Annotated in this window: 19 protein-coding genes and 1 tRNA gene; 13 read left to right on the forward strand and 7 right to left on the reverse strand. The window is 63.5% G+C overall.

What is annotated here, in order from left to right:
• Window positions 1-23 precede the first annotated feature (23 nt).
• The 6 genes from ACBR42_RS04715 to ACBR42_RS04740 all read left to right on the forward strand — a co-directional run bounded on the left by ACBR42_RS04715 (window position 24) and on the right by ACBR42_RS04740 (window position 5,093).
• On the forward strand, window positions 24-608 hold the full coding sequence (locus ACBR42_RS04715; protein ID WP_371207380.1) for a TIGR00730 family Rossman fold protein: 585 nt from the start codon (window positions 24-26) through the stop codon (window positions 606-608).
• Between the two features lie 55 nt (window positions 609-663).
• Window positions 664-740: transfer RNA gene (locus ACBR42_RS04720), tRNA-Pro, on the forward strand.
• Between the two features lie 176 nt (window positions 741-916).
• Window positions 917-1,708: a polyprenol monophosphomannose synthase gene (locus ACBR42_RS04725; RefSeq protein ID WP_118962639.1), complete on the forward strand. Its 792-nt coding sequence runs from the start codon at window positions 917-919 to the stop codon at window positions 1,706-1,708.
• Window positions 1,709-1,960: 252 nt separating this feature from the next.
• A complete protein-coding gene (locus tag ACBR42_RS04730) occupies window positions 1,961-3,463 on the forward strand; it encodes a mannosyltransferase (RefSeq protein WP_371207381.1) in 1,503 nt (500 codons plus the stop codon).
• Between the two features lie 298 nt (window positions 3,464-3,761).
• Window positions 3,762-4,865, forward strand: coding sequence for a hypothetical protein (locus ACBR42_RS04735; protein ID WP_371207382.1), 1,104 nt, complete (start codon window positions 3,762-3,764; stop codon window positions 4,863-4,865).
• Between the two features lie 6 nt (window positions 4,866-4,871).
• On the forward strand, window positions 4,872-5,093 hold the full coding sequence (locus ACBR42_RS04740) for a hypothetical protein (protein WP_110546795.1): 222 nt from the start codon (window positions 4,872-4,874) through the stop codon (window positions 5,091-5,093).
• A 68-nt stretch (window positions 5,094-5,161) separates the two neighbouring features.
• Here the strand turns inward: ACBR42_RS04740 and treF are convergent, their stop codons facing one another.
• Entirely contained in the window at window positions 5,162-7,504 is a 2,343-nt protein-coding gene (treF, locus tag ACBR42_RS04745; RefSeq protein ID WP_371207437.1) for an alpha,alpha-trehalase TreF, read from the reverse strand.
• An 868-nt stretch (window positions 7,505-8,372) separates the two neighbouring features.
• On the opposite strand from treF, the gene tldD reads away from it, so the two are divergent.
• Entirely contained in the window at window positions 8,373-9,833 is a 1,461-nt protein-coding gene (gene tldD / locus ACBR42_RS04750) for a metalloprotease TldD (protein ID WP_102325016.1), read from the forward strand.
• 103 nt (window positions 9,834-9,936) lie between these two features.
• On the opposite strand, the gene ACBR42_RS04755 is transcribed toward tldD, so the two are convergent.
• From ACBR42_RS04755 to ACBR42_RS04770, 4 genes are all read right to left on the reverse strand, one after another.
• Window positions 9,937-10,683 carry a pyridoxine 5'-phosphate synthase gene (locus tag ACBR42_RS04755; RefSeq protein ID WP_371207383.1) on the reverse strand — a complete coding sequence of 249 codons (747 nt, stop codon included), beginning with the start codon at window positions 10,681-10,683 and terminating at the stop codon, window positions 9,937-9,939.
• Window positions 10,680-11,669: a 4-hydroxythreonine-4-phosphate dehydrogenase PdxA gene (pdxA, locus tag ACBR42_RS04760; protein WP_102325018.1), complete on the reverse strand. Its 990-nt coding sequence runs from the start codon at window positions 11,667-11,669 to the stop codon at window positions 10,680-10,682. The genes ACBR42_RS04755 and pdxA overlap by 4 nt, the downstream gene beginning before the upstream one ends.
• On the reverse strand, window positions 11,662-13,068 hold the full coding sequence (locus ACBR42_RS04765) for a M20/M25/M40 family metallo-hydrolase (protein WP_371207384.1): 1,407 nt from the start codon (window positions 13,066-13,068) through the stop codon (window positions 11,662-11,664). Before ACBR42_RS04765 ends, pdxA begins: the two co-directional genes overlap by 8 nt.
• 84 nt (window positions 13,069-13,152) lie before the next feature.
• A complete protein-coding gene (locus ACBR42_RS04770) occupies window positions 13,153-13,437 on the reverse strand; it encodes a hypothetical protein (RefSeq protein WP_102325020.1) in 285 nt (94 codons plus the stop codon).
• Between the two features lie 143 nt (window positions 13,438-13,580).
• Between ACBR42_RS04770 and ACBR42_RS04775 the strand changes: the two genes are divergently transcribed.
• The 3 genes from ACBR42_RS04775 to ACBR42_RS04785 are packed head-to-tail and all read left to right on the forward strand — an operon-like array spanning window position 13,581 to window position 15,410.
• On the forward strand, window positions 13,581-14,006 hold the full coding sequence (locus ACBR42_RS04775; protein ID WP_371207385.1) for a LapA family protein: 426 nt from the start codon (window positions 13,581-13,583) through the stop codon (window positions 14,004-14,006).
• A 43-nt stretch (window positions 14,007-14,049) separates the two neighbouring features.
• Window positions 14,050-14,757, forward strand: a complete 708-nt coding sequence (gene pyrF / locus ACBR42_RS04780) for an orotidine-5'-phosphate decarboxylase (RefSeq protein WP_118962632.1) — start codon at window positions 14,050-14,052, stop codon at window positions 14,755-14,757.
• A 23-nt stretch (window positions 14,758-14,780) separates the two neighbouring features.
• On the forward strand, window positions 14,781-15,410 hold the full coding sequence (locus ACBR42_RS04785) for an N-(5'-phosphoribosyl)anthranilate isomerase (RefSeq protein WP_371207386.1): 630 nt from the start codon (window positions 14,781-14,783) through the stop codon (window positions 15,408-15,410).
• Here ACBR42_RS04785 and ACBR42_RS04790 read toward each other — a convergent pair.
• Together ACBR42_RS04790 and ACBR42_RS04795 are read right to left on the reverse strand one after the other, a co-directional pair.
• Window positions 15,407-15,742 carry a hypothetical protein gene (locus ACBR42_RS04790; protein WP_102325024.1) on the reverse strand — a complete coding sequence of 112 codons (336 nt, stop codon included), beginning with the start codon at window positions 15,740-15,742 and terminating at the stop codon, window positions 15,407-15,409. The two genes, ACBR42_RS04785 and ACBR42_RS04790, sit on opposite strands and share 4 nt — an antisense overlap.
• A 194-nt stretch (window positions 15,743-15,936) precedes the next feature.
• Window positions 15,937-16,443, reverse strand: coding sequence for a DUF721 domain-containing protein (locus ACBR42_RS04795; protein WP_110546788.1), 507 nt, complete (start codon window positions 16,441-16,443; stop codon window positions 15,937-15,939).
• A 10-nt stretch (window positions 16,444-16,453) separates the two neighbouring features.
• Here ACBR42_RS04795 and ACBR42_RS04800 point away from each other — a divergent pair, with 10 nt between their 5' ends.
• The 3 genes from ACBR42_RS04800 (at window position 16,454) to hemH (ending at window position 18,855) form a co-directional block, all read left to right on the forward strand.
• Window positions 16,454-17,533 carry an A/G-specific adenine glycosylase gene (locus ACBR42_RS04800; protein ID WP_282757934.1) on the forward strand — a complete coding sequence of 360 codons (1,080 nt, stop codon included), beginning with the start codon at window positions 16,454-16,456 and terminating at the stop codon, window positions 17,531-17,533.
• 56 nt (window positions 17,534-17,589) lie between these two features.
• Window positions 17,590-17,712: a hypothetical protein gene (locus ACBR42_RS04805; protein WP_258373377.1), complete on the forward strand. Its 123-nt coding sequence runs from the start codon at window positions 17,590-17,592 to the stop codon at window positions 17,710-17,712.
• A gap of 78 nt (window positions 17,713-17,790) precedes the next feature.
• On the forward strand, window positions 17,791-18,855 hold the full coding sequence (gene hemH / locus ACBR42_RS04810; RefSeq protein WP_102325027.1) for a ferrochelatase: 1,065 nt from the start codon (window positions 17,791-17,793) through the stop codon (window positions 18,853-18,855).
• The last annotated feature ends 18 nt before the right edge of the window (window positions 18,856-18,873 follow it).

Here is an 18,873-nt window from a genome sequence, read left to right on the forward strand (position 1 = left end):
GCTGCGGGAGCTGAGCTGGAGAAATGCAGATTTCATCTGTTGCCGTTTTTTGTGGATCGCGTTTCGGGGCGCGGGCGGAATACGCGGCGCAAGCCCGCGAACTGGGCACGGCACTGGGGCAGGCCGGTTTGCGGCTGGTTTATGGTGGGGGCCATGTCGGGCTTATGGGCACCGTGGCGGATGCAACGCTGGCGGCTGGCGGGGCCGTTACCGGGGTTATCCCTTCCTTCCTGCACACGCGCGAGATCATGCATGAAGGGGTGACGGACCTGACCGTGACGGAAAGCATGCATGAGCGCAAGGCGCTGATGTTCGAGGCATCCGATGCCTTTGTGGTGATGCCCGGTGGCCTTGGCACGTTTGACGAGACGATCGAAATCATGACCTGGCGGCAGCTTCGCCAGCATGACAAGCCCATCTACATCGTCAATATCTCCGGCTGGGCGGACCCGCTGCTGGCGCTGGTCGATGCCAGCATCGCTGATGATTTCGCAGCCCCTACGGCCCGCGCGCTGTTCGAAGTGGTGCCCGATGTGGCGGCACTTATGGCGACGCTGGCCGAACTGCCGGCCCGTAGTGACGCGCGTGACAGGGTCACGACATTGTAAATCTTTTCATCTTCCTCTTGCGTAAAGGGGCATGGGCTTGTATAGCCGCCTGCAACGGAGTGTAGCTCAGCCTGGTAGAGCACTGTGTTCGGGACGCAGGGGCCGGAGGTTCGAATCCTCTCACTCCGACCAGTTTTGCAGGCCGGTTACCGTAAGGTAACCGGCCTGTTTCTGTTTGTACCGGTGGCCCTGCTCATGTTGCGGCAAGGGGGGAAATGTTTTACCTTCCCACGCCGAGTGATAAGGGGGCGCGTTGCCATTGCAGCGTGCCTGTATCCGTATGTTAATCCCCGGGACATCGCTGAATTATGCAAGTTTCTCCTGAACCCGTGCCGCAGTCAGCGCATGAAGTGAAAACAGCCCGCCCGGGGCCAGCCCTCAGCATCATCATTCCCTGCTATAATGAACGGGGCAATATAGAACCCCTGTTCAATGGCGTTGCGCGTGCGGTGACTCGTTATGACTGGGAACTGATCTTTGTCGATGACAGTTCCCCTGATGGCACCATAGACGAGGTATGGCGTCTGGCGCAGATGGACAGCCGGGTACGCGGCATCCTGCGGGTTGGGCGGCGCGGGCTTTCATCAGCCGTGATTGAAGGGATACTGTCATCCTCCGCCCCCGTGGTGGCGGTGATGGACGGGGACCTGCAGCATGACGAAACCCTGCTGGAACAGATGGCTGATGCCATAACCCGCAATGGATATGACGTGGCCATCGGCAGCCGTCATGTCGAAGGTGGTGATAACAGCGGCCTTGCCAATAGCTGGCGGCTGTTCCTGTCCAATGCCGGAATCCGGCTTGCGCAGTTCTGCCTGCCGGTGCGCGTCAAGGACCCGATGAGCGGCTTTTTTGCAGCCCGCCGCGATCTGTTTGTCCAGTCCGTCAGCGACCTGTCGGGCACCGGGTTCAAGATCCTGCTGGATATGCTGATGGTCCAGAAAACCTCCCCCAAGGTCATCGAACTGCCATTTGTCTTCCGTACCCGTAACGTGGGGGAAAGCAAGATGGACCGGAAAGTCCTGTTCCAGTTCGCGCATATGATTGTGCATCACATGCTCAGGAAAAACAGCCGCGTCTCACGCCAGCCATCATCGTGACGATAAGACCCGGCAGGGGTGTTTCTTCATATACCGCATAAGATTTCCTGTTCCACCTGGGAACAGGCCTCCTTCCGTATGCAACAGAGTAGTGACCGGAAGGGGGTATTTTACGGACCGCCAGCCTGTCGGCGACCCAGAAGAACCGGGGCAGAGCAATCCGTCAGTTCAGGAACGTTCCCGGACCCGATGAGAAGGGACCATATTTTTCTACGGACCGGCTCAATTCATAATGAAAAATGAATGTGGGATATGAAAAAGAATAACGGGATAAATGTATCCTTCATAATATTCATATTTGTTATTTCTTTTTTGTATCGGTTTTCGATACCGTATTTCTATCCTGCCGCCCTGCGGGCTGATGAAGTCTTCCAGACCCTTGAACCTGCCCATCGTTTGCTGACCGGTCATGGCGTGACGACATGGGAATGGCAGGCCGGTATCCGGAACTGGCTCTTTCCGGATATGATCGCCGGGGTGTGGCGTGTAACCGACGCGCTCGGGCTCGGTCATTCCCCTTTGTGGATACAGGGCATCCTGTGTGTCCTGTCGCTGGGGCTTGTTGCGGTCTTCATGGCGCTGGGGGCAATTGTGGCGGGGCGGACAGGGCTGGTGGCCTGCGGCCTTGTCGGTGCCCTGTGGCCGGATCTTGTGCTGGGTGCTTCGCGTACGACGACGGAGGTGCTGGGCGGCAATCTGCTGGCGCTGGGCACGCTTATGGGGGTGGTAGCCCATGCATTGCCGTCCGCCGGTGCGTTTACGGTTTCATGGCGTCGATCCTATGATGTCGCCCTGTATGGGACGGCTGCGTTCTTTATCGGCTGTGGCGCGGGGCTGCGGTTCCAGCTTATGCCCGCTGGCCTTCTCGCGCTGGCGTGGATGGCCTGGTGGCTCCGGCGTCGCCCCGCTGTCGTGGCGCTTATGGCTGTCGCTTCTGCCTTGCCTGTAGCCGGTTACGGTCTGGTGGACCTGCATACGTCTGGTACGTTCTTTGGATCTGTTTTCCGTAATGTACATGCCAATATCGGGCAGAACATCGCCGCCACTTATGGAACGGCCCCATTCTATTTCTATATTGTCGATCTGTTGGGCCGATGGCAGGTCGGTTTTGCCATTGTCGCGCTCTTTTTCCTGCGCGGATGCCGTCAGTTCCCCATGCCTTCCGCAGTGGCGGGGATAATCATCCTTTCCCATTCAGTGATCGGGCATAAGGAACCCTCGTTCATTTATGGCGCCATTCCGCTTCTGCTTGCGGTGGCGGCCGTGCGGTTTGGTGAGTGGATGGATCATGTTCCCGTCCTGCGTCCGGGGCATTGGGCCATGATGGGGCTGGCCATCGTGTCGCTGTCCGGCTTTGTACAGCAAAATTACCTTGCCCGTATCCGCAACAGTAATGCCCTGATCCATTTGCAGCAGGTGGCGGCACGGCAGAAGGACCTCTGTGGACTGGCGTTTCCCGTGCGGGGCGAATGGGCCCATACGGGGGGGTATTCCTATTTCAGCCGCCGGGATGTCCCGATTTACTTCGCCGATGACGGGCCATCCCTTGCCGCCCTGTCGGGTGGTTATAACTACATCATAACTTATGGCCGGGCCTGGTCATCCCCACCCGAGGATTCCGCCATTGCCTGTCGACGGGAATTCTGCCTTTTCCGCGTCGCGCCTGCCTGTACTGCGCCGCCTGATTATGACCAGTTCAGTCAGGGCATGACCATTTATGAAAGCAGGATACATCAGGGGATCGGGAAGCTGTGAGATACGTAGCTGCTGCGGGGATCAGGAACCGGGTGCGCCGCGGTATTGTTGTGGGTATCGGAGATGCAAAGCGCCTTATGGGCCTGTGTGTTTATTATGGCGGTAAAGCTGTTTTCCCTTTGCGTCCCGGTGGCTGGGTTCCGCCAATCGGGAGGCACATGACCGTCGGTGCATTTCAGGCCGGACATAAAACCGGATTCTTCCGTGCTCCCTTCACGGGCGGCGTAGGCAATCTCTGTGCCTTTCAACAGGTGTCAGTTATCTGAAGCGGGTCTGCAGGGCAGTAATCGGAACCTATATGAAAACCAGAATCTGGGCTTACCTTCTTCTTGTGCATGTTGTGGTGCTTGCCTGCGTTGCGGTATTGGCCCTGCCTTCTGGCGGGGTTGTCGCGGCATCGTGCCAGTGGGACTGTTTCGACGCCTACATGCGTATTGCCCGGCAGGGATACGAACATGCTCCCTCCCTCGCTGCGCGTTGGCTGGGGGAGGCGAACTGGGCGTTCTTTCCTGCTTTTCCCCTTTCCATCCGGGGGATGGCGCATCTGACTGGCGTGTCGGTGGAAGCTGCGGGCATGATCCTGAACGCCATGCTGCTGCCTGTTGTGGCCTGTCTGTGCTACCTGTACCAGAACAGGAAATGGGGGCCGGTTGATTACCGCTTCTACTTCGTGTTCTTCTTTACCTTCCCGGCCACACTATGGTTCAGGATACAGTATAGCGAATGCATGTTCGGGCTGTTCCTTATGGGAATGGCATGGTCGGTCCTGAATAACCGCTTTTTCGTGGCGTCGCTCTGTGCCCTGCTTCTGTGCCTGACCCGGCCGACTGGCATATTATGCGTGCTGACATTTGCCGTATTCTACCTGTTCAGCGCATGGCGGCAGACATCGGGAAACAGGGGCGGGCAGCGTCTGGCCTTACTTGCAGCGCCTGTCACGAATGCGGCCCTGCTGGTCACGGCTGGTGGGACCGGCATCTCACTGTTCATGATCTACCTCTATTATTTTATGGGTGACAGCCTGGCGTTTTCGCATGTGCAGATTGCGTGGCATCGGGTCTTTCATTTTCCCGGCTACTGGGCATGGTACAATATTACCCATAAAACCCACCTTAATCTGGTGATTGCGGCGCTGGTGGACGTGCTGGTGATTTACGAAGGGTTCCGGAAGAAACTCTATCTGGAGGCAACGGTGCTGCTGGTCACGTTTCTGGTGGCCTCTTCATCCGGCCTTGTGTCCATCCATCGCATCGTTATGGCGAACCCTTTCTTTTTCATGATCGTATATGCGTGGCTGATGGACAGGCGTCCTGCGACCCGCAGGGCGGTAGTGGCGTTTTTCTGTGTTACGCTGCTGGTGTTTACGGTCATCTGGTTTCATCACACCCATCTGCTTTACTAGGACAAGATGCGCCCTTTTTCACAGTCAGCCCGGTGGTACCTGCTGCGTATCGTGCCGATCATCCTGCTGGGCGGGATCAACCTCTTTGCCTTCAGTCTGCGCTGGCACCCGCATGTCAGCGAGAATTATCGCAATTTCTATATCCGGCATTCGATCGACCTGGGGGAGTATGAGGCCAATGAGATCCGTGGCGTCTACACCAGCCATGAGGATCGCTGGAGCCGGTAGCTGAGCGTATGCTGGTGCCTGTCCATGCCGGATTGAAAAAAGGGGGAGACCATGGTCTCCCCCTTTTCTTATTTGGGCTGGGATACGTTTTCGCCTGTGGCGGGGGCGGCCTTCTGTTCCGTCTGGCCTGAACCGGCATCAGGCGGGACCGGTCGGGCTGCGGGCTGCTCCACCTGCGCGGGCGCAGGTGTGGACGGCGCAGATGGCGTGGTGGTGCCCGATGCGTTGTCGGCAGGCTGCGCCGGTGTTTCCACCTTCGGTGGCGCGGCTTGCGGTGTGGCCGCCGTGTTCTGGGTCGCCGCAGGCGCTGTTGCGGCGGTATCCGTTGTCGGCGTGGATGCAGATGCAGGTGCCTGTTGCGGAGTTGCCGGTGTGGCCTGCGCGGCAGTGCTGCCTGCGTCCTGCTGCTGTTGTGCTGGCGTGGTCGATGTGGCTGCCGGTGCCGCTTCGGACTGGGCAGGCGGCGATACAGGGGCGGGGGCAGGGATCTGTGTTGCCGATGTCGGGGCGCTGGCCCCCACGGTGGACATCTGCGGCAGCGCCGGGGTCGGTGCCACCGGACGTGGCGTCAGGTCCAGTGTGGGCAGGCTGTAGCGGCTCAGCGTATCCGCATCGGTCTGGACGCCATAGGCGTTCATGGGCGGAAGCGGCTGGGGTGAAGGCTGGTCAGCCGCCGGGTTGCGGTCAAGCACTACGCGGGTGTTCTGCGGGTAACGGTTCATGAAGCCCAGCAGCGTGCCGTTGGTCCAGCCAAAGCCGATCTGCATCGGGTATTCGCCGCCGCCCTTGCCGCCTTTGGGATTGATATAGGGATTGACCACATCATATTTTTCCAGAAGCACGCCGGATTTTTCGTAGGTGCCGATCACGCGCCCCATCCAGCGCGCTGCAATATCGCTGGCGAGCGTATCGTAACCGTATTCGTTGAAGCCCTTTACCGCCATCCACTGTAGCGGGGCCCAGCCATTGGGGGCATCCCACTGCTGTCCGCTGGTACGTTCGGTGGCGATCAGGCCACCGACCTGAAGCAGGTTCTTTCTTACGGTTTCCGATACCGCCTTTGCCTGTTCCGGTGTCGCCATCTGCAGGAACAGCGGCATGACGGTCGCCCCGGACAGGATGGAGGTCGATTCGCCCTTCTTCCAGTCATAATCAATGTAGGCGGCCCTGCGCTCGTCCCACAGGACGCGGCGGACCGCTTCAATGCGTTCTTCCGCCAGACGCGCATAGCGCGCTGCCGCTTCCTTGTCGCCTTTCAGCTCATAGGCATGGGCCAGTGTCTGCTGCAGGTGCGGGATCAGGCAGTTCAGTTCGACCGTAAGCAGGTCCGTGGTGTGGATGGTGGACAGGGTATGTCCGTCCGCCAGCCAGCGGGAGGAGAAGTCCCACCCCGTTTCCGATCCCGCCCGCAGGTCACGGTAGACCTCTTCCTTCGGTCGGTCGGAATGGGCGGCGGTGGCCACGTCCTGCGGATAGCTTTCGTCGCGCGGGGTGTCGCGGTCATCCCAGTGGCGGTTCATGACCGTCCCGTCCGGCAGGCGCACCACGCGGCGGTAGGCTCCGCCGGGGGGCACGGAATCCTGCCCGTCCATCCAGTAATCGTATTCAGCCTGCAGTTCGGGCAGGAAGGTGGTGTAGGCCAGTTGCCCGTCATGCATGGCCAGAAGATCGACCATGAGCGAGAAGAACGGTGGTTCCGACCGGCTGAGGTAATAGGTCCGGCTACCGTTGGGAATATGGCCATACCGGTCGATCATCGCCGCCATGTCGCGCACCATGTCGCGCATGAGATCGATTTTCTGGTTTTCATACAGCCCGATCATCGTGAAGTAGCTGTCCCAGTAATAAAGTTCACTGAAACGGCCACCGGGCACGACATAGGTGTAGGGCAGCGGGAGCTGGGATGAATAGGCAACCGCCATGTCCGGCGGGCGGCTCAGCACTTCCCACATGCCGTTGATGTAGTCGCGCACGTTTTCATCCGGGCTGCGCTGGTACGACACGGTCTTGCGTTCGGGCAGGGTGAAGTGCTGCGCCACGAAATCCTTGAGCGAGAAATCAGGACGCAGCCGGGCGATCTTGTACTCGGCCAGCAGGTCTGCCGGGGCTTCATCGGGTATGGCGTCGGCGGCGGTCTTGGCGTCGGTGTAGATATGGGCCTCACCAATGGCCTGGAACAGGCCGTCCAGTGCAATGGACGGTGGGCGCAGGTCCTCGACGGGTGCCAGTGGCACGCCTGCCGCGTGGGGCTGCGTGGTTGCGGCCTGTGCCGCATCCTTCGGCGCAGGGCTGGTGCTGCCTGCCTGTGCCTGACCTGCTGGCGGTGCGGCAGCCGGTTGCGCGGTGGCAGGGGCGGGCGCATTGCCCGGGGCTGCCGGAACGCTATTGGCCGTGGGTCCGCTTGCCGGCATGGGCGTGGCGGGAGCAGGGGTGGCAGGCCGGGCCGCTGCTGTGGGGGCAGCCGGAGTAGCCGTTACGTTCGTATCGCTGTTGGCCGTAGGGCCGCCTGCCGCCGTGGAGGGAGTGGGCGCGGACGCATCAGGGCGTGCGGGAGCCTCCACCGCCGTCGGGGCTGGTGTGGGCGCGGCAGCGGGGGGGGTGGCTGTTGTCGTGGTGTTGCCCGTACCGGACCCGTCCGCTGTGGCGGGTGACGGGGCAACGGGCGGCGTATCGGTGCTGGCGGGGCCAGCCGCCGGAGTCGTGACGGGTGATGCAGACGGCATGGTTCCGCTCCCAGACAGCGGTTCAGGCGTTGGCACCGAAGGCGTCTGTTCCCCCTGTTTCGCGGGTGTGGCCGCTGTACTGTCAGTCGGGGCGGGAACGGTGGCGGAAGGTGCCGCTGCTGTCCGTTCCGCACCGGCGGGGGGCGCGGACGGGACGGCAGCGGAGGGCTGCGCGGGGGACGTGGCCTGTTGGGCGGCAGGTTCTGTCTGGGCCAGAGCCGGGGTCCCTGCGTAAAGCAGACCGGCCAGAAGAAGCCCGGCATGACGGGGAAGGGACCGGGAGAGACTTGAACCACACAGAAGGGAAATTTTCACGAGACGCCGTTTCTTCGAACAATGGATACCCAATTCTTGCACAATGCCCTGCCTTTCCTGCCTATCACAAAGGGAAACCTTCCAGATGGAGGGAAGTTCATTTTCACGTATGGCACCGGTCACGAAGGCTCCCCAACTTTCCCATGGGGGCAAAGCGGGCTATGCTGCCCGCCCCCTGCCGGGCTGAGCGGCCTGAGCGTTTCGTGTCCCTTACCTGTTCCGCCAACCGGAGTTGCCATTCATGCCCGCATCCCTTCAGGGTCTTTCCCCGCTGGCTGCAACCGATGCCCTGTTTTTCGAGCGCGCGGGCGCCCGCCTGGGCCGCCCCGATGCCGAACGCCTTGTCCAGCAGGCGCTGGAGGGCATGGACGATGGGGAACTCTTTCTGGAATATCGTGAAAGTGAGGCCATCTCCCTTGATGAGGGCGTGATCCGTTCCGCCACCTTCGACACATCTTCCGGCTTTGGCCTGCGTGCCGTGCTGGAGGAGGAAACCGGTTTTGCCCATTCCGATGAAATAAGCGAAAGCGCCATCCGGCGCGCGGCTGAAACCGTAACCCAGATACGCGCTGGCCGCACGGGCACGCTGGCGACGGGGCCGCGTTCGACCAATCACCGCCTGTATCCGGACATCAACCCGCTGGGGGAAGGTGCGTTCGCCACCCGTGCGGCCATGCTGTCGGAACTTGATACCTATGCCCGGGGGCGGGATGCGCGCGTGGTGCAGGTGATGGCGTCCATTTCGGCGGAATGGCAGGCAATCCAGATCCTGCGCCCCGACGGGCAGCGCATGGCTGACATCCGCCCGCTGGTCCGCATGAATGTATCGGTCGTGGTGGAACAGGACGGACGGCGTGAGAGCGGCGGCCACGGACTGGGTGGCCGCTACTCCTATTCCCGGCTTCTCGCGCCGCAGGTGTGGAAGAACGCGGTGGATGAGGCGCTGCGCATGGCGCTGGTCAATCTCGATGCCCGCCCGGCCCCGGCGGGGGAGATGGAAGTGGTGCTGGGGGCCGGGTGGCCCGGCATCCTGCTGCATGAAGCCGTGGGCCACGGGCTGGAAGGCGATTTCAACCGCAAGGGTACCTCCGCCTTCGCGGGGCTAATGGGCAAGCGTGTTGCGGCCCCCGGTGTGACGGTGGTGGATGACGGCACCCTGCCCGAACGGCGCGGCAGCCTGACCATTGACGATGAAGGCACCCCCACGGGTCGCACCGTAATGATCGAGGACGGAATCCTGACCGGCTATTTGCAGGATCGTCTCAATGCCCGCCTCATGGGCGTGGCTCCTACGGGTAACGGGCGGCGACAGTCCTACGCCCATGCGCCCATGCCGCGGATGACCAACACCATCATGCTTGGCGGTGACGCCACGACGGAAGACATGATCCGCACCACAAAGCGCGGCCTCTACGCCGTCAATTTCGGTGGGGGACAGGTGGACATCACTTCGGGTAAATTCGTGTTCGCCGCATCCGAAGCCTATCTGATCGAAGACGGCCGCATCACTGCCCCCGTGCGGGGGGCAACCCTGATCGGTAACGGTGCGGACGCCATGACCAAGGTGACCATGATCGGTGGCGAACCCGCGCTGGACCCTGGCATCGGCACCTGCGGCAAGGCCGGTCAGGGCGTGCCGGTGGGCGTGGGCCAGCCGACCCTTAAAATGACCGGCCTGACGGTAGGTGGCACGGGGGGCTGAGGCCCCCGTCAAAACCATGGAACAGGCCGCGTCGTGGTGATCGGCGTCGTGTAATGCCTTACCCTTCCGCCCCGCCGTAACCGGTGGGGGCGGAGGACGGTGTTCAGCTACGCGCCGCCGCCATCAGTTCCTTCATGTGGCGGATGACGGCGGGCAGGCCGTCAAAAATGGCCTGACCGATCAGGAAGTGACCGATATTGAGTTCAGTCACCTGCGGCAGTGCTGCAACGGGCGTTACGTTGTCATAGGTCAGCCCGTGGCCCGCATGGACTTCCAGCCCGCATCGCGCGGCATGGGCGGCGCCCGTGGTCAGGCGGCCCAGTTCCACGGCCCTCGCCGCTTCATCCGTGGCGTCGGCATAGGCGCCGGTATGCAGTTCCACGACCGCCGCGCCCAGTTGCGCCGCCGTTTCGATCTGGGCTGCGTCCGGGTCGATGAACAGCGAGACCCGGATGCCCGCGTCCCGCATGCGCGCAATGCGCGGGGCAAGCATGGTGGCCTGCCCGCGTACATCCAGCCCGCCTTCGGTCGTGACCTCCTGTCTGCGCTCGGGCACGAGGCAGCACGCATGGGGGTGCAGGCGGGTGGCGATAGCGGTCATTTCCTCCGTCGCGGCCATTTCCATGTTCAGCGGAATGCGCAGTTCACCGCGCAGGCGCTCAAGGTCGGCATCGCGGATATGGCGGCGGTCTTCACGCAGATGGGCGGTGATGCCGTCCGCGCCCGTGTCCTGCGCCAGAAGGGCGGCGCGGACCGGGTCGGGGTGGTGGCCGCCGCGCGCGTTGCGCACGGTTGCGACGTGATCGATGTTGACCCCCAGCCGGATCGTGGCGGGACGGGATGTATTCATGACCTGTTCCTGTGTTCGGCCATCTGCATGGCCATGCGCAAGGCGGCGACAAGGCTGGACGGATCGGCCACGCCGCGCCCCGCAATGTCGAAGGCGGTGCCGTGATCGGGCGATGTGCGGATGATGGGCAGGCCCAGCGTGATATTGACCCCCTGCGTCATGTCGATGGTCTTGAGCGGGATCAGCGCCTGATCGTGATACATGCACATCGCTACATCGTATCGCGCCCGTGCCGCGGGGGTGAACATGGTATCGGGGGGCCACGGGCCGCTTATATCCATGCCATCGGCACGCAGGGCCTCCAGCGCGGGGGCGATGACCGTCTGCTCCTCCGTGCCCATGCTGCCGCTTTCGCCCGCGTGGGGGTTCAGCCCGGCGATGGCGATGCGCGGGGAAGCAATGCCAAAATCCCGGCGCAGCGCCGCATGGGTGGTGCGTGTCGCGGCGATGATGCCTGCCGTATCCAGTTCATCCAGCGCGCGGCGCAGGCTGACATGGATGGTCACCGGCACCACACGCAGTTCGGGGCAGGCCAGCATCATGACCTCCGCGCCGGAGACGTCGCACAGGGCTGCGAGGTATTCCGTATGGCCCGGATAGGGGAAGCCTGCGTTTTTCAGCACGATCTTGCTGATGGGGCAGGTGACGACAGCCGCCGCCTGTCCCGTGCGGGCCAGTTCCACCGCCCGCGCGATGCTGGCGGTGATCGCCCCGGCATTGCGACTGTCCGGCTGACCGGGCGTGGGGGGCACAGGCAGGCTGACCGGCAGCACCGGCACGGCGTTGGCAAACACACCGGCGGCCTGTGCGATGGTGTCGATCTCACGCACCGGCACGTCGTACTGCCCGATCGCCTGCGCATCCCCGATAACGGCGAAATGCCCCGCCCCGTGGCGCATGGCCCGCCACGCACCTGCCGTGATCTCCGGCCCGATGCCCGCCGGGTCGCCCATGGTCAGGGCCAGCGGCAGTTCACCTTCATGCATCGGGGGTGGCCATGGCGTGCAGGATACGGACCCACGACCGGATGCCCTTGTGGAAGGATGTCAGTTCATACTTCTCGTTGGGGGAATGGGCGCGGTCGTCATCCAGTGCGAAACCTACCAGCAGCGCTGACATGCCCAGTATGCGCTGCATGTCCCCCGCCACGGGAATCGAGCCGCCACAGCCGATGGTCACCGCAGGCGTGCCCCATTCATCCCCCAGCGCGGCAAGCGCTGGCTGCAGGCCGAACGCCTGCTCCGGCACGGTGCAGGCAGGAGAGCCGCCGGCCTGGGCAAAGGTAACGGTGCAGTCTTCGGGCAGCATGCTGCGGACATGGCTGCAGAAAGCCTGACGGATGCGGACAGGGTCCTGCCCCGCCACCAGCCGGAACGAAACCTTGGCCACCGCCTCACCGGGCAGCACGGTCTTGAACCCTTCACCGGTGTAACCGCTGGAAATGCCGTTGATCTCGAAGCTGGGGCGGCACCATGTCTGTTCGATGGCGGTATAGCCCTTTTCTCCGGCGGGAACCGAAAGTCCGACCTCGCCAAGGAATGTGGCGTCATCCGGCGCGATTTCACGCCACCGCTCACGCAGCGCCTGCGGCGGGGCCTGCACGCCCGCGTAGAATCCCGGCAGCGTCACGCGCCCCGTTTCGGGATCGCGGATGGAGGACAGGATCTGGCACAGCAGTTCCGCCGGGTTGCGCGCGGCATTGCCATAAACACCGGAATGCAGGTCGCGCCGGGCACAGCGCAGGTGGACTTCCTCGCCCACCATGCCGCGCAGGGCGGTGGTGATGGCGGGCACGCCGGGCAGCATGGCGGTATCGCAGATCAGCCCCACATCGGCGCGCAGCTCCTCACAATGGGCTTCCATGAAGGGAACGAGGTTGGGGCCGCCGCATTCTTCCTCCCCTTCGATCAGCAGGGAGATGCGCACCGGCATCGTGCCCTGTGTCGCGCGGATGGCGCGTATGGCCTCGATAAAGGTCATGACCTGTCCCTTATCATCCGATGCGCCACGGGCGACGATACGCTGCGTGCCGTCTTCCGCCGTATCCATGACCGGCTCGAACGGGCCACTGTTCCACAACTCCAGCGGATCGACGGGCTGCACGTCGTAATGGCCATAGAACAGCACATGCGGCCCTTCTGGCGGGGTGCGGTCATGGGCGATCAGGATGGGATGGCCAGCGGTTTCGCATATCCGCGCGTCAAAGCCGAGACTGTCGAGTTCGTCATGCAGCCACTTCGCCGCGTGCGCGCAGTCCGCCGCGTGTTCGGGCTGGGTGGAAATGCTGGGTATGCGCAGGAAGGCGAACAGCCGATCGACAGCGGCATCAAGCGTGCGGTCCGCCTGCTCCAGAACGGGAGAAAGGGCGGAAGGGGTATCGGTCATGGGGTCTCCGTTTGCAGTCGGCAGCCGCGCGGGCCGGATCGTGATTTTGCCCGCCAGCGGATCAAAAGCAACTTAATCCATGCCTCAGCATTGCCCGTGCAGGAACCCCAGCGCGGGCAGGGGCCGCCATGCGCGCGGCAGGTCCGCCCTGCGGTAGGGCCGGATGCTGTAATGGGGCACGGCCACGTTGTTGCGTTCCAGAAAGCCACGATAGGCCGCAACCTGCCTGCTGCGCCATTCGCAGTCGGCTTCGGCCGCATTCCGTGTGGGATAGATGCTGGCGACGCGCGTGTCGCGCCCGGTGCGTGCGATCACGGCCCAGGATTCATCACGCCGCGCCGTAGTACGAAAAATGACGACCTTGCCCATTGTTTCGCCCCCGTGCCGGTCGCAACGGCGCTGTCGCGGCCTGTACCTACAGGCAACCACGGCTGCCGTGCGCGATCAAGCAGTGCGCCGGATGAATTGATTTTCTTGCAGGTCCCCGTGGTTGGCGGTAGGGAAACAGGATCATGATACGTCTTTTCATCACCCTGCCCGTGATCGTGGCGCTGATCATTTTCGCCGCCTGTAATCAGGCGCCGGTGGAACTGTCATGGCTGCAGTGGAAATGGACGTCATCGCCCGGCGTGCTGGCGCTGCTGGTCGCGGCCCTGCTCTATGCCACGGGATCGGCCAGCGTATGGATCGTGGTGCTGCGCCAGATGCGGCGCGCCCGCCGCGCCGAACAGGAAGTGCGCACCCTGCGCGCCCGTCTGGACAGCACGGATGAAACCGCTCCGCGTGTTCCCGGCCTGACGTCGGCACCTGCCGACTCGCCCATGCTGCGGGCCTATGCGGCGCAGCCTGCAGCCCCCGTCACGCCGCCCGCCGTAACGGAAACGCCCCCGGCCCCCGTGCCGGATGCTCCCGGCGGCACGGAACGTCCCGGTTCCTGAACCTTTTCCTTACGCCCCATAGCCTGCACCGGAGTTACCGCCAATGCGTGGACGGTCCACCCGCCTGATTGTTGCCCTCGATACCAAGGACACGGCGCAGGCCGTGCGCTGGCGGCACGAAACCGCCGGACATGCCGGGGCGGTCAAGCTGGGGCTTGAGTTTACCTATGCCTGCGGGCTGGACGCCGTGCGTGAGGCGGCGGGGGACAGTCCGCTGTTCCTTGACCTGAAACTGCACGATATCCCCAACACCGTCGCATCCGCCATTGGCAGCCTTGCCGCACTGCGTCCCGCCATGCTGACCATCCATGCGTCAGGTGGCCGGGCCATGATCGCGGCGGCTCGCGTTGCGGTGAACGAGACCTTTCCCGAAAATGCACGTCCCCTGCTGCTGGCCGTCACCGTCCTGACCAGCATGGATGCCGGTGCCCTGCATGAAACCGGGGTTGAGGGCAGCGTGGAAGCACAGGTCGTGCGGCTGGGCCGTCTGGCCATTGAATCCGGCGCGGACGGGCTTGTCTGTTCTTCGCATGAGATCGCGCCCCTGCGGCAGGCGCTGGGCGACAAGCCGGTGCTGGTCGTGCCCGGTATCCGTCCGGCAGGCAGTGCGCCGGGGGACCAGAAACGGGTCATGACCCCCGCCCAGGCACGCGATGCCGGGGCGGACTGGATTGTGGTGGGTCGCCCCATTACCCGTGCATCCGATCCCGCCGCCGCCGCCGCCGCGATTGCGGCGGAACTGTCTGCCTGAACCGGGTCGAGGGCACGGGTCATATGACGGTCAGGGTCAAGATATGCGGTATCCGTGATCGGATCGGGCTGGATGCAGCCTGTGCCGCAGGGGCGGACTGGATCGGATTCGTGTTTTTCGGCCGTTCTCCACGCCATGTAACGCCGGATGTGGCCGGAGAGCTGGCGCGTGGCATGATGTCCGCTGGCCCGCAGCGCATCGGACTGTTTGTCCGGCCCACGGATGACGAGATCCGCACCGTGCTGGATCATGTGCCGCTTGATGGATTGCAGATCTATGATGATGGTCCCCGCGCCGCCGTTATCCGCGCGCGGTTCGGCCTGCCGGTATGGCAGGCGACCGGGATTGCCGCTGCTGCTGACCTGCCCCGAAACTGTGCGGTGGATGGGCTGGTCATCGAATCCCGTGCGCCTGCCGGTTCCGACCGGCCCGGTGGCAATGCCCATGCCTTTGACTGGACCCTGACCAAAGGCTGGCAGGCCCCCGTCCCATGGCTGCTGGCCGGGGGCCTGACGCCTGACAATGTACAGCGCGCCATAGATCAGAGCGGCACGCGTGCCGTAGATGTGTCATCCGGGGTGGAGTCCGCCCCCGGCGTCAAATCCGCAGCACTGATCCACGCTTTCGTAAAGGCCACGCGGGGCGCGCCTTAACGGTAATATCCGCCGTAATAGGCCGGTGGCGGCGGTGGAGGCGGCGGCGGATAGGCATAAACCGGATAGGGCGGCGGATAACCGTAGCCATAGACCGGGTAGCGATAGCCGTAACCATAAGGTCCGTAGCGGTAAGGGGACATGGCGACACCCAGTGCGGTCCCGGCGGCGATGCCCATGCCGAAGCCACCCCAGCCCCAGCCACCACGCCAGCCGCCGCCGTGCCAGCCGGGGCCACCCCATCCGCCCCCACGCCATGCATAGGCGGAAGGTGCGGGCAACGCGCCGACCAGTCCCACGGACACGGCCAGCAACAGGGCCAATTTACGCATGTGGTCAGTTTCCTTTATCTGACATCCTGCCATCGGATATTGGTGCCTTCCGGCCAGATATCCAGCCTTGGGCACCTGTCATTATGTGACAGATCATTCACGATCATGCGTAAGGCGTTTTCATGGCAGGCATCGCCCTGTCTGTAACCGGGGCCGTTTCCCTCCGTCTGGCGGCAGGGGAGTGGTCAGGGCACCTATCGCCGGGTTTTCGGGTCGCGGGATGCGTTCAGCCAGCCGCCCAGACGGCCAAGTGCTTCCTTCAGCGGGCCATCGGGCATGTCGTCGATCTGAACGGGCGCAGGTGCCGTGCGCGGGGCGGGCCGGGCGACGGGGCGGGGCGTCATGGTCAGGTCCTGAACCATTCTCAGGCGTTTGACCACGCCCTGCCCGCATGTGGTGTTGATGCGGGCGATGACGGCGGGCGCAAGATGCTGCAGTTCCATCGCCACCGGCCCTGAACAGGCCACGGTCAGCGTCCCGGCGGCCAGTCTGCGCGGTACGGTCGTGGCGGCCAGATGGGGGCCGACTATATCAGGCCAGTCCGACATGACCTGCACGGCGGCGGGGGACTGCTTGCGAAAAACCGGCCTGCTGATATGGGGCAGAAGGGCCGCCATGCTGCGCGTGCGGAACGACCGGGGCGGCGGTTCCGTGGGGGTGGTGGCGTTCTTTCGCTTGCTGTCGGGGGGCGGGTTCGTCATAAACGGGTCCGTGTTACCTTCTGCCGCTGATCTGTTACGCTGGTATGACCGGCACCGTCGCACTCTGCCATGGCGCGCGTTGCCCGGCCAGAGCGCAGATCCCTATCGGGTCTGGCTGAGTGAGATCATGCTGCAGCAGACCACCGTTACGGCGGTCATTCCCTATTTTGAACGGTTTGTGGATGCGTTCCCCGATGTGAACGCGCTGGCCCGCGCCCCGCAGGATCAGGTTATGACCATGTGGGCCGGACTTGGCTATTATGCGCGGGCACGCAACCTGCATGCCTGCGCCCGTGCGGTGGCGGCGCGGGGCGGCGTGTTTCCCGATACCGTGGCGGGGCTGCTGGAACTGCCGGGAATCGGGGCCTATACCGCTGCGGCCATAGCCGCCATTGCCTTTGGTCGTCCGGTCGTGCCGGTGGACGGGAATGTGGAACGCGTGACGGCGCGCCTGTTTGCCCAGACGGACCCGTTGCCCGGCGCGCGCAAGGCTATCGCCCGTCAGGCCATGACCCTTAACGCGGATGCCCCGGCGCAGGGCCGACCATCCGATTTCGCGCAGGCGCTGTTTGATCTGGGCGCCGGTATCTGCACCCCGCGCGCGCCGGCCTGCGCGCTGTGTCCATGGCGTGACGCCTGCGCGGGTAACCGGCAGGGAATCGCCGCCACCCTGCCGCGTCGCGCGGCGAAGGTGGCCCGTCCCGTGCGCTATGGCGTGCATTTCTGCATGATGGATGCGGCAGGCGGCATGCTGCTGGTCCGGCGGCCGGAAAAAGGCCTGCTGGGCGGCATGATGGGCCTGCCCGGCCCGGTATGGCGCGATACCCCCTGGACGGAGGGGGAGGCGATGGAGCATGCGCCCGACGCACCCCGGCTGCGCGCGAAATGGCATGGAACGGGGCAGGTGAAGCATGTCTTCACGCATTTCACATTGCTGGTGGACGTGTATGCGGCGCAAATTTCCGCCTTTCCCAACAGTATCGCGGGACAGGGCGGGGAAGTGAATTACGCGGGGGAGGAAGCCGTGGCCCTGCCATCGCTCATGCGCAAATGTGTCGCGCTGGCGCGCGCCAGTCACGTTTTTGATTGACGTGGGCATGATACGCGCTGTTGACTGATGGAAGTCCGATCAGGAAAGGGACCGTGATGCTCACCTTTGTCCAGATGCTTTCCCCTGTTGTCGCCCTGCTGGGGCTTGTCGGTATGGCGCGTTGTCTCAACGCCCCGGTCCGGGCCATGCAGCCGGTCCGGGTACGCACCCGACGCTGACTGAACTTCTGACCTGAAGGCAGGACCCCATCTCCTGTTCCTTTGCATCCATACGCGGCTTCATGTAGCAGCCGTGTCATGACATTCATTACCGTACATCGCGCGGCGCGGCAGGAAGTTGCGTCCGCGCGCGCCGGGGTGCTTCTGAGCAATCTGGGCACCCCGGATGGAACCGGTTACGCCGCTGTCCGGCGTTATCTGGCGGAATTCCTTTCGGACCGGCGTATCATCGAAGCCAGTCCCCTGATCTGGAAGCCCATCCTGTACGGCCCGGTGCTGACATTTCGCCCCCGCCGGTCGGGGGAAGCCTATCATCGCATCTGGCATCATGACCGCGATGAAAGCCCCCTTCGCACCTATACCCGCAATCAGGCTGCCGGGCTGGCCGAACGTCTGGCGGCGGATGGCGTGCCGGTGGCATGGGGCATGCGTTATGGCAGGCCCTCCATCAGGCAGGGCGTGCATGATCTGGTGCAGCAGGGATGCGACCGTATCCTGCTGGCCCCGCTCTATCCGCAGTACAGCGCTACCACGACGGCCACTGCCAACGATCAGGCCTTTCGCGCGCTTATGCGCATGCGCAACCAGCCTGCCATCCGCACCCTGCCGCCCTTTGCCGATCATCCGGCCTATATCGCCGCGCTGGCCCGTTCCATTACCGCACGACTCCAGACACTGGATTTCAGGCCGCAGATGATCGTGGCGTCCTTTCACGGGCTGCCGAAGGTTTATGTGGAAAAGGGCGACAGCTATCAGGCGGAATGCGAACGCACCATCGCCGCCCTGCGTCAGGCGATGGGATATGACGGGCAGATGATGCCGCTGACCTTCCAGTCACGTTTTGGCCCGGCCAAATGGCTTGAACCCTATACCGCGCCCTTTATCGAATCCCTGCCCGCGCGCGGGATTACCCGGATTGCCGTGATCACGCCGGGCTTCATCGCTGACTGCATCGAAACGCTGGATGAAATCGGCAATGAAGCCGGTGCCGCCTTCGTCAAGGCAGGTGGCGAGGAACTGGCGCTGATCCCGTGCCTGAACGATTCGCCTGATGCCATCGACCTGCTTGAAACCCTTGTGCGGGAGGAACTGCAGGGCTGGGTGCCGCAGCCGGGGCAGGAAAAAGCCATCGACGCACCCTGACCGGCCCGGATGAAGGGC

It is taken from the genome of Komagataeibacter sp. SM21, assembly GCF_041402665.1.
Classification (GTDB): Bacteria; Pseudomonadota; Alphaproteobacteria; order Acetobacterales; family Acetobacteraceae; genus Komagataeibacter; species Komagataeibacter saccharivorans.